Here is a 9,286-nt window from a genome sequence, read left to right on the forward strand (position 1 = left end):
GGTCAGTCGGCCGCCGCCGGCGTCGGCTCCTCGGCGTCCAGCACCAGGTCCACCAGCAGCGGGACGAGCTCGGGGGCGACCCGGGCGAACTCCTCGACCACCTCGTCCCACGGGGTCAGCGCCAGCGCCTCGGCCAGCAGCAGCCGGCCCGCGGGGCCCGGCCCGCGCCGGGCCCCGAGCATCGCGAGCGCCCGGCCCCGGGAGGCGGGGTCCTTGAGCCCGTCGGCGAGCTCCCTGGCGGCCGGCCACCGGTCGTCGTCGGCCAGGCAGGCCGCCAGGTGCGGGACGGTGCGCTCCTTCAGCGGCGACGCCTCCAGTTCGGTCAGCCACCGTTCCGCGCGCGCGACGTCGCCCGCGGCGGCGGCGCCCCGGACCACGGCGGCGACGCTGTTGTTCCACTCCACCTCGTAGTGCACGTCGGCCACCAGCGCCTCGGCGGAGTCCAGTTCGCCCTGATCCACCAGCGACTCCACCACCAGGTGGAGCAGCACGGCCGCGTCCCAGCCGTTGTCGAAGCTCTTGACCAGCTCCAGGCACCGCTCCAGCCGCCCGGCCGCCAGGCAGGCCTGCGCCGCCGCGTTCCGCAGCCACACCAACCGGGTCGGGCTGCGCTCCGCCGCCACCCCCGCCAGCAGTTCGTCCGCGATCCGCCCCGCCGAGCCGCGGTCGCCGATCGCGCCGAACGTTCGCGCCACCTCCGCCAGCGAATCGCCGCGCTCCGCCGGGTGCTCCATCCGCCGACCGCGCTCCGCCTCGGCCAGCAGGAGGCTTCCGGCCTCGTCCCCGAGCCCGGCCGCGTGCAGGCCCAGTGCCACCCCGAGCCGGTCGAGCGTTCCGCCGAAGTGGTCGTCCAGATAGTCCTCCTGACGCTGGAGGTGGCGGACCAGCCGGATCGCACTGCCGCGGTGGCCCAGTCGGCCCAGCGTCACCGCCGCCTCTCCGAGGGTCCGGCTGTTCGAGACGGCCACCGCACCGCGCCGCGCGACGGCCGCCGCGGCGCTCAGCACCTCCGACGCCTCCCGACCGCGACCGGCCTGCCACAGCACGTCGGCCGTCCGGACCCGCAGCAGGGCCCCCGCGTGATCGGCGGCCGACTGCGCCGCCAGGACGGTGTCGTGCTCCAGCACCACGGCGGCGGCCTCCTCGGCCCGGCCGTCCCTCAGCAGTCTCTGTGCGACCGCGTACCGGACCGTCCACTTGTTGTCGGGCTCCGCGATCCCGTCGAGCGCCGCCACCGCCCCGTCGACGTCACCGGCCCGGGCCCGCCCCGCCGCGATCCGCGCGAGCGCGTACGCCCGGTCCTCCCCGGCGAGCTCCGACCGCTCCACCAGCGCCCGCGCGTCCTGGTGGAAACCGCCCCGGGCCAGGTCTTCGACGATGTCCGGCAGCGACCACTCCAGTTCTGCGGGGTCCAGCCGCCCGACCGCCGCCACCACCGCCCGCCGGCACCTTCGCAGCGGCTCCCGGACTCCGCCGCCGCCCGCTGCACGTCCGACGATCTGCGCGAACCACACCGCCCGCACACTGTCGTCCGACTCGGCGTCGGCGATGCCCTCCGCCAGGAGCAGCAGGTCCTCCGCCCGCCCCCGGTCGCCGAGCAGATCCCGCGCGGCGGCCTGTGCGGCCAGCAGCTCCAGCTGCCGCAGACCGCTCTCCAGCCCGGCGGCGGCCAGCAACGCGTCGTGCGCGACGGCCCCGGCGAACTCCGGGTGCTCCGCCGCGACGCGGTCGGCCGCCATCGCGCCGAGCAGCGCGGTCAGCGCGCCCGCCCGGCACCCGGAATCCGCCAGGCTCCGACCCAGCTGCCACGCCTCCCCGAACCGCCGCGCGTCGACGAGCCCGCGCACCACCCCCTCCCGGCACTTGTCGCGATCGATCGCGGCGTCCAGCCCGTCCGCGATCGCCTTCGCCCGCGACAGCTCGCCGTCCTTCGCCAGCACCCGGGCGACCTCGGTCAGCGAGACGATCCGGTCGTACGGGTCCCGGTGCGACAGCGCCAGGTTGATCGCCCGGTCCGGGTGGCCCAACTTCGCCCAGCAGGCGACGAGTTCGGTCGGCATCCGGGACGTGAGGTCGTGCAGCCCGTCCCGGGACACCGCGAGCCGCAGCGCCCGCTCCACCGACGCCTCGCCGCCCCGGCCGGCTCGGTCCACCAACTGGCCTGCGGTCGAGGCGAGTTCGCCGAGCGCGTCGAAGTCGGAGCCGGTGACCTCCCACAGCCGATGCTGGCGCGCCCGGTCGGCGACCAGCTCCACCAGCCGTTCGTCCTCGCCGAGTTCGCCCAGCAGGCGCCCGTAGCCGCGCAGCAGGTACTCGGGCGTTCCGGCCGGCCAGCCCGCCGCGCGGTGGCCGTCCGCCCACCGGTGGAGCCGCGTCCGGTGCTCGGCGAGCTCCCGGCGGTCCAGCAACTCCTCGGCGCTGCGCCGGATCTCCTCGTGCGCCAGCAGGTACACCCCGGGGCCGGCGGCGTCCCACTGGCCCGCCCGCCACTGGAAGCTGCGGCCGTGCACCGCCGACAGCTCGCGTTCCACCAACCTCCTTGGCCGGTCCACCAGTTCGGCCAGGTCGTGCGCACTCAGGCCACCACCGGCGGCGACGGTGAGCCCGACCAGTTCCCAGCCCAGGCCGCCCGCCTCCCGGAGGCGCAGCAGGTCCTCCTCCGCCTCCCAGCGGATCGCCTGCGCGGCCTCCGACAGCTCCAGCGGATGGTCGATGTCCGTCGTCCGCAGCGGATGCCCGGACGGCACGTCGCCGGGCACGGGCGGGTGCGGGCGGCCCGCCAGGACGAGGCGCAGGCCGTGCGGCGGGGTGTGCGGGAGGAGGGCGGCGATGCTGTGGCAGTCGGGACCGGGACGGACGCCGCGGTCCTCGTCCAGGCCGTCGATCACCAGGGCCAGGCGGCGGCCGCGCCGGGCGCAGTGTTCGGCGGCGCGGTCCAGCGCGAGGCGGAACTGCTCGTCCCGGCTGTGCGGCGTGCTGAGGGGTTCCTCCTCCCCCAGCAGGGCGTACAGCTGACGCTGCACCACCTCGCAGAAGGCAGCGACGTCGGCCTGACCGGCCAGCCGGGAGGTGATGAAGAACGCCGCCACGTCGACCGCGTCCGGCGGGTGCAGCACGAACTCGGCCAGCAGCGCCGACTTTCCCGCCCAGGCGGGCGCGAGCCACCGCCAGTACCCACCGGGTCCGGGCTCCGCGCAGAACGTGCGCAGCTGCGCCAACTCCCGCTCCCGGCCGACGAATTCGCCGGCGGCGAGGGCCCGCACCTGGTGCAGGTAGCCGGAGACGGCGATCGACCGGCCGGCGCCGAGGTGCACGTCGCCGTGGTGCACGCCGCTGTTGGCGTAGCCGCCCGTCCGGGCGCTCGCCGTGCCGCTCCCGCGTACCGTCGCCCCGCCCATGGCGCGAGCGATCAGCCCTGCCGGTGGCCGGAGTTGGCCACGCCGCCGTCCTCGGCCCGGGCCTCCCCGGTGCCCGTCACCCGGACCTGCCCCGCCGTCGGGGCGGAGCCGTCGCCCTGGTGACCGGTGTTGGCGATGCTTCCGCCGCCCGTGGCGATGGCCGCACCGGTGTTGGCGACCTCGATCGTGCCGGGCCGTGACCCGCGGGCGGGGACCAGTGCGGCGACGGCCGCGCCGAGGGCCGCGATCGCGACCAGGGCGGAGACCACGCCGGACACCTTGTTGGCCTGGTCCCAGGTCAGGAACGACAGCACTCCGGCGAACAGGGCCACCGCGCCCCCGGTCACCACGATCACGGTCCGCTGCACGACGAGCTCCCCACATCCGTCGACTGGTGCCCATACTTCAGCAGAGACCCGCCCGCGCACGCAAAACCGGACGGTGCGCTCGCCCCGCGCACCGGTCGGCGCCGCTCGCAGGCCTCGACGTCAGCGCCTGGTGCCGCAGCTGGGGCAGAACGCCGAGCCCGCGGGGACCTCCGCGTGGCAGGAGGTGCACTGCGGGGGCTGGGCGAGGCGGAAGCCGCAGGAGGGGCAGAACGGGGTGCCGTGGGTGTCGGCGCTGCACTGGGGGCAGACGAGTTGGCGCGGGGCGGTGACGTCGAAGTGCTGGGCCTGGGACTGGCCGTGCTCGTAGGCGTTCTGGGTGACGGCGTCGTTGAGGCCGCGCTGCTGGGCGGCGACGGCTTCGGCGGCGGTGTCGGGGGCGCAGCCCAGGCACAGGCCCTGGGCTGCGTTCCAGCACCGCCCGCAGACGTAGTGGGTGCAGCGGGCGCAGCGGTTGAAGTGCTGCTGGGCGTCGCCGATGGCGCGCTGGAAGGCGGTGTCACGGCCGCTGCCCCAGCTGGCGCCGGCCAGGCCGTCGGCGGCGTTGGTGAGGCCGCTGGAGGCGCTGCCGCCGAGCAGGCTCCACGCGGCGCTGACGCCCTTGTTGATCCAGCTCGCGGCCTGCCCGGTGCGGAACGGTTCGAACGGCGAGCGCCAGGTGTCGTAGCAGCGCGAGCAGGAGAACTCGAACTGGAATCCCGCGCCGGTGCCGTGCTGTTCGCTCAGGTCGCGGTAGTTGTTGCTGAAGTAGATCTCACTCATGGCCGCCGCCCCACCCTTACATCTTTCACAGTTTCGACACACAGGCTGCCACACGGGTGTGCGGAGCCGGAACCGGGGTGCCTGCCCGAACCCCGGCCTGCGGAAAACCTCTTGAGGAAGGGTCAGCGGCCGAACAGGACAGGTCCCAGCACGGAGGGACGGAACAGCGTGCTCGGCGGTTCCACCATCGCGGCGACGCGGTGGAACGCGGCGGAGACGGCGGCGTCGGTGGTGGCGCGGGCGAGGACGCGGTCGAGGAAGCGGTGCTGGAGCCGGGCGACGGGGCCGCGCGGGCCGCCGGTGGTGCCGGCGAAGCGGACGTCCTCGCTGCCGGCCATCACCCAGGGGTTCCTGGTGGTGGCGGCGATCGCCCGGCGGGCCTCGCGGACGGTGGCGGGCCCGAGTCCGCCGTGCCGGCGGGCGGCTTCGCGCAGGGCGCGGGCGCCGAGCGCGGCGACGGTGATGCCCTGCCCGTAGACCGGGTTGAAGGTGCAGGCGGCGTCGCCGAGGGCGAGGAAGCCGACCGGGTCGGTGCGTTCGTGGTGCCGTCGGACGCTGGGACCGGCGACGAACCCGCGGGCGGGGCCGACGGGTTGGGCGTCGGCGACGGCCTCGGCGATGGCGGGGTCGCGGAGTTCGCCGAGCTGCTTCTCGAACTCCTCGGGCTGGATGGACGGTTCGAACCCGCGCATGCCGCCGACGCCGACCAGCCACCGGTTGCCCTCGACGGGCAGCAGCACGCCGAACCGGCCGTGTTCGGGGGCCCGGCACTGCACGTACAGGGCGGGCTGGTCCTCGCGGCCGGGCGGGCGGTGGTAGAAGCGGCTGGCGTAGGAGACGCCGGCGTCGATCCGCTCGGCGGGGGTGGGAGGAAAGCCGAGCCCGATCAGCCAGCGCCCGGAGCGGGTGCCGCGACCGGACGCGTCGATCACCAGCTCGGCGGAGAGTTCGGTGACGGGCGCGCCGTCCAGGCCGCGCTCGCGCAGCTGCACGCCGGTGACGGCCCGTCGGCCGCCGAGCAGGCCGATCGCCTCGGTGCCCTCCAGGATCTCGATCGTCGGCTCGCTGCGGACCCGGTCCAGCACCACCCGGTCGAGCAGCGGACGGCTGCAGCTGAGCATCGCCAACTCGCTGTCGTGGGAGGCGAGTCGGCCCGCCGAGGTGAGCCACCGCAACCCGCCGGGGACGGGCACCAGCTGGGCGCCGGCGGCGAGCAGTTCGGCCCGGGCGCCCGGCATCAGCTCGTCGATGGTGCGGTGCCCGGCCTCCAGCAGCAGGTTCCCGTGCCGGGCCTGCGGCACGCCGACCCGGAAGTCCACGCCCTCCGGGTAGCGGTCGCTCTCCAGCACCACCACCCGACGCGCCACACCGCGCAGCGCCCACGCGGCCAGGCACCCCGCCGGTCCGCCGCCGATCACCACCGCCGTGCCGCGGTCCCCGACCGCCCTCCCCGCAGGACTCATGCCCCGTACAGTAGGCGACACGACGCGCACCGTCACCGGGCCGCGCACACCCGGCCGAAGCCGCTGCCGCCCACCGCTGCCGCCCGGCCGGGGCGCACCCGCTCGCCGGGCGCCGCGCCCCGGGGCCGACCGCGAATCGGCGGCACGATTAATTCGGATGACAGTGCCACGAGCGCCGCCTACGGTGTCTCCCGGACGCCTCCCGATGCGCTGGGTCTTCCGGTTACTTCCTGACTATGACGCACCGGCACCCGCTTCGATCACGGGGGGCGCTTCCTCGGTCTGCCGTGTTCTCCGGCCGCCGCTCACTCGACCGACCCGCCTGGGGGACTTCTGCATGGCCCGTTTCAACCGTCAGCGCAGCAAGGCCGAGACCAGGGCGGAAATCCGCACCGAGACACCGGAGTTGTTCGCAGGCGGGGCCAGCGGGGCGCTGGTGATGCACGGGCAGTGGCCGGTCGCCCCGCGAGCCGTTCCGGCGCCGGTTCGGTCGCCGATGCCGCCGGTCGGCCTCCCGCTGGTCAACCACCAGGGCGGGCCCGGATGGGAACGTGAGCCCCGGTCGGAACTGTTCGTGCTCGCCGTGACGCACTTCTCCGGCCAGCAGACCTTCTACGAGAGCGCCGACAGCCGTGCGGCACGCTTCACGTCGCTGGTGCGCCGCTTCGCCCTGGAGGATCCGGAGTGGACGCTGGGCCTGCTGCGCTGGCTGCGCACCGAGGCCCACATCCGGTCCGCCGCGGTGGCCGGCGCGGTCGAGTTCGCCCGGGCCAGGGCGGAGGCGAAGGCCCCCGGCTACTCCCGGCAGGCCGTCGACGCGGTGCTCCAACGCCCGGACGAGCCAGGCGAGTTCCTCGCTCTCTGGACGGCCGGGTACGGCCGCCGACTGCCCCAGCCGGTCCGCCGCGGGCTCGGCGACGCGGTGCGCCGCCTGTACACCGGCCGGGCGCTGCTCAAGTACGACACCCCGTCGCACGCGTTCCGCTTCGGCGACGTGCTGGAGCTCACCCACCCCTCCCCCGCCGCCGACCGGCCCTGGCAGGGCGAGCTGTTCCGCTACGCCCTGGACCGCCGCCACCGCCCGCGGCACGCCCTCCCGCCCGCCTCCGAGCCGATGCTGACGGCCCATCACCGCCTGCTCGCCGTGCCGGTCACGGAACGCGGCGCCCTGCTGGACGACCCGGACGCCGCCGGGATGCTCGCTGCCGCCGGAATGACCTGGGAGGCGCTGGCGGGCTGGCTGCAGGGGCCGATGGACGCGGCGGCGTGGGAGGCGGTCATCCCGTCGATGGGCCCGATGGCCCTGGTGCGCAACCTGCGCAACTTCGACGAGGCGGGCATCGACGACCGGGCCGCGGCCGAGGTCGCCGCACGGATCTCCGACCCGGCCGAGGTCGCCCGCTCCCGCCAGTTCCCGTTCCGCTACCTGGCCGCCCACCGCGCGGCCTCCGCGCACTGGGCGGACGCATTGGAGGCGGCACTCGGCCACTCGCTGGCCAACGTCCCGGCGCTGCCCGGCCGGACGCTGGTCCTGGTGGACCGCTCCGGGTCGATGTTCTTCGCCCCCGAAAGCCGCACCTCGCTCACCAGGGCCGACGCGGCGGCGGTGTTCGGCGGCGCGCTCGCGCTGCGCGCCGAACAGGCCGATCTGATCGAGTTCGGCACCGGCAGCCGCAACGTGCCGCCGGCGCCGGACGGCTCGCTGCTGCGCACCGTGGACCGCTTCCACAACCTGGGCGGCACCGACACGGCGGGCGCGGTGGCCCGGCGCTACGAGGACCACGACCGGGTGGTGGTGATCACCGACGAGCAGCCGCACTACTCCGGCGCGCCCGACCCGTTCGCCCCCGTACCGCCCGAAGTCCCGGTCTACACATGGAACTTGGGCGGCTACCAATTCGGCCACGCCCCCACCGGACCGCACCGCCACCTCTTCGGCGGCCTCTCCGACGCCGCCTTCCGCCTGGTGCCGCTGCTGGAGGCCGGCGGCCTCGACCGGTGGCCCTGGGAGTCGCCGACCACCGACTGACCGGCCGCACCGGGACGACGGGGCGCCCTCCCCCGTCAGGACAGCAGGATCGGATTGGTCAGCGCCGCCGTCCGCCCGTCCGGGTGCCGGACCTCCACCCGGACGAAACAGGTCTCGGCCGCCGAGATGCGCCGGCCCGCCCCGCCGTCAACGGCGCTGCGCGGCAGGGGAGTTCCGCGTCCGGCTCAGCCCAGGGCGAACCACGGGGCGGGGCTGTCGGCGAGGGCCTTCTCCAGCAGGAAGGCGTCGTTCGCGGAGAGCGGCGGCAGGGCGTCCAGCGGGAACCAGTCCACGGCGAGGGATTCGTCGTCGTTGACGTGGGCGGTGCCGGAGAGGTAGCGGCAGCGGAAGGCGACGTTGAGGAACTGGACCTGGTCGCCGTTGGCGCAGACCGAGGCGGGGAGGGTGTGCACGCTGGTGATCCGCTCGGGGCGGACGGTGACGCCGGTCTCCTCCAGGACCTCCCGCACCACCGCGCCGGCGGGCTGTTCGCCGGGTTCCACGATGCCGTGCAGCAGCGCCCAACGCCCGCTGTCGGAGCGGCGGTTGAGCAGGATCCTGCCCTCTTCCACGATCACCGCGGTGACGCCGGACAGCCACAGCGGGGCGTGTCCGATGTGCTCGCGCAGGTCGAGGATGAACTTCGGGGTCGCCATGCCCCGCACCCTACGCGACCGGACGGGCGCACCGACGCGGCACGCCGCCGCCGACCCCGTGAAGGGGCCGACGGCGGCGTGCCGGCATCAGAAGCTGACGGAGCGTCAGGCCAGCGTGGCGAGCGCGTCGTTGAAGGTCTTCGACGGGCGCATCACGGCGGCGGCCTTGGCCGGGTCGGGCTGGTAGTAGCCACCGAGCTCGGCGGGCTGACCCTGGACGGCGATCAGCTCCTCGACGATGGCCTGCTCCTGCTCGGCGAGGGCCTGCGCGAGCGGCGCGAACGCGGCGGCGAGCGCGGCGTCCTCGGTCTGGGCGGCCAGCTCCTGGGCCCAGTACAGGGACAGGTAGAAGTGGCTGCCGCGGTTGTCGATGCCGCCCAGGCGGCGCGACGGCGACTTGTCCTCGTTGAGGAAGGTGCCGGTGGCGCGGTCCAGGGTGTCGGCGAGGACCTTGGCGCTGGCGTTGCCGGTGGTGGCGGCCAGGTGCTCGAAGGAGGCGGCCAGCGCGAAGAACTCGCCGAGCGAGTCCCAGCGCAGGTAGTTCTCCTTGACCAGCTGCTGGACGTGCTTCGGGGCGGAGCCGCCGGCGCCG

At 75.2% G+C, this 9,286-nt stretch carries 7 protein-coding genes; 1 reads left to right on the forward strand and 6 read right to left on the reverse strand.

Features of this window, described 5'->3' with window-relative positions; genetic code table 11:
* Positions 1-2: 2 nt before the first annotated feature.
* The 4 genes from IEZ12_RS10240 to IEZ12_RS10255 all read right to left on the reverse strand — a co-directional run bounded on the left by IEZ12_RS10240 (position 3) and on the right by IEZ12_RS10255 (position 6,009).
* Positions 3-3,398 (reverse strand): hypothetical protein, encoded by a 3,396-nt coding sequence (locus IEZ12_RS10240; protein WP_189271717.1) that lies wholly within the window; start codon positions 3,396-3,398, stop codon positions 3-5.
* A gap of 11 nt (positions 3,399-3,409) precedes the next feature.
* A complete protein-coding gene (locus IEZ12_RS10245) occupies positions 3,410-3,766 on the reverse strand; it encodes a hypothetical protein (protein WP_229847398.1) in 357 nt (118 codons plus the stop codon).
* Between the two features lie 120 nt (positions 3,767-3,886).
* The gene (locus tag IEZ12_RS10250) at positions 3,887-4,546 is read right to left on the reverse strand and encodes a double zinc ribbon domain-containing protein (RefSeq protein ID WP_189271718.1); all 660 of its coding nucleotides are present in this window, start codon (positions 4,544-4,546) and stop codon (positions 3,887-3,889) included.
* A 122-nt stretch (positions 4,547-4,668) separates the two neighbouring features.
* The gene (locus tag IEZ12_RS10255) at positions 4,669-6,009 is read right to left on the reverse strand and encodes an NAD(P)/FAD-dependent oxidoreductase (RefSeq protein ID WP_189271719.1); all 1,341 of its coding nucleotides are present in this window, start codon (positions 6,007-6,009) and stop codon (positions 4,669-4,671) included.
* A 439-nt stretch (positions 6,010-6,448) separates the two neighbouring features.
* Between IEZ12_RS10255 and IEZ12_RS10260 the strand changes: the two genes are divergently transcribed.
* A complete protein-coding gene (locus IEZ12_RS10260; protein WP_373295459.1) occupies positions 6,449-8,038 on the forward strand; it encodes a TROVE domain-containing protein in 1,590 nt (529 codons plus the stop codon).
* A 185-nt stretch (positions 8,039-8,223) separates the two neighbouring features.
* Here the strand turns inward: IEZ12_RS10260 and IEZ12_RS10265 are convergent, their stop codons facing one another.
* Entirely contained in the window at positions 8,224-8,694 is a 471-nt protein-coding gene (locus IEZ12_RS10265) for an NUDIX hydrolase (RefSeq protein ID WP_189271721.1), read from the reverse strand.
* Between the two features lie 105 nt (positions 8,695-8,799).
* Positions 8,800-9,286: NADP-dependent isocitrate dehydrogenase (locus IEZ12_RS38095; protein WP_229847399.1), on the reverse strand; the 487-nt coding region annotated here is incomplete at its 5' end.

It is taken from the genome of Kitasatospora griseola (assembly GCF_014648555.1).
Classification (GTDB): Bacteria; Actinomycetota; Actinomycetes; order Streptomycetales; family Streptomycetaceae; genus Kitasatospora; species Kitasatospora griseola.

Coding starts and splice junctions, on each gene's coding strand:
- IEZ12_RS10255 (WP_189271719.1), bottom strand. CDS start 6,009: ATGAGTCCTGCGGGGAGGGCGGTCGGGGACCGCGGCACGGCGGTGGTG.
- IEZ12_RS10260 (WP_373295459.1), top strand. CDS start 6,449: ATGCACGGGCAGTGGCCGGTCGCCCCGCGAGCCGTTCCGGCGCCGGTT.
- IEZ12_RS10250 (WP_189271718.1), bottom strand. CDS start 4,546: ATGAGTGAGATCTACTTCAGCAACAACTACCGCGACCTGAGCGAACAG.
- IEZ12_RS10240 (WP_189271717.1), bottom strand. CDS start 3,398: ATGGGCGGGGCGACGGTACGCGGGAGCGGCACGGCGAGCGCCCGGACG.
- IEZ12_RS10265 (WP_189271721.1), bottom strand. CDS start 8,694: ATGGCGACCCCGAAGTTCATCCTCGACCTGCGCGAGCACATCGGACAC.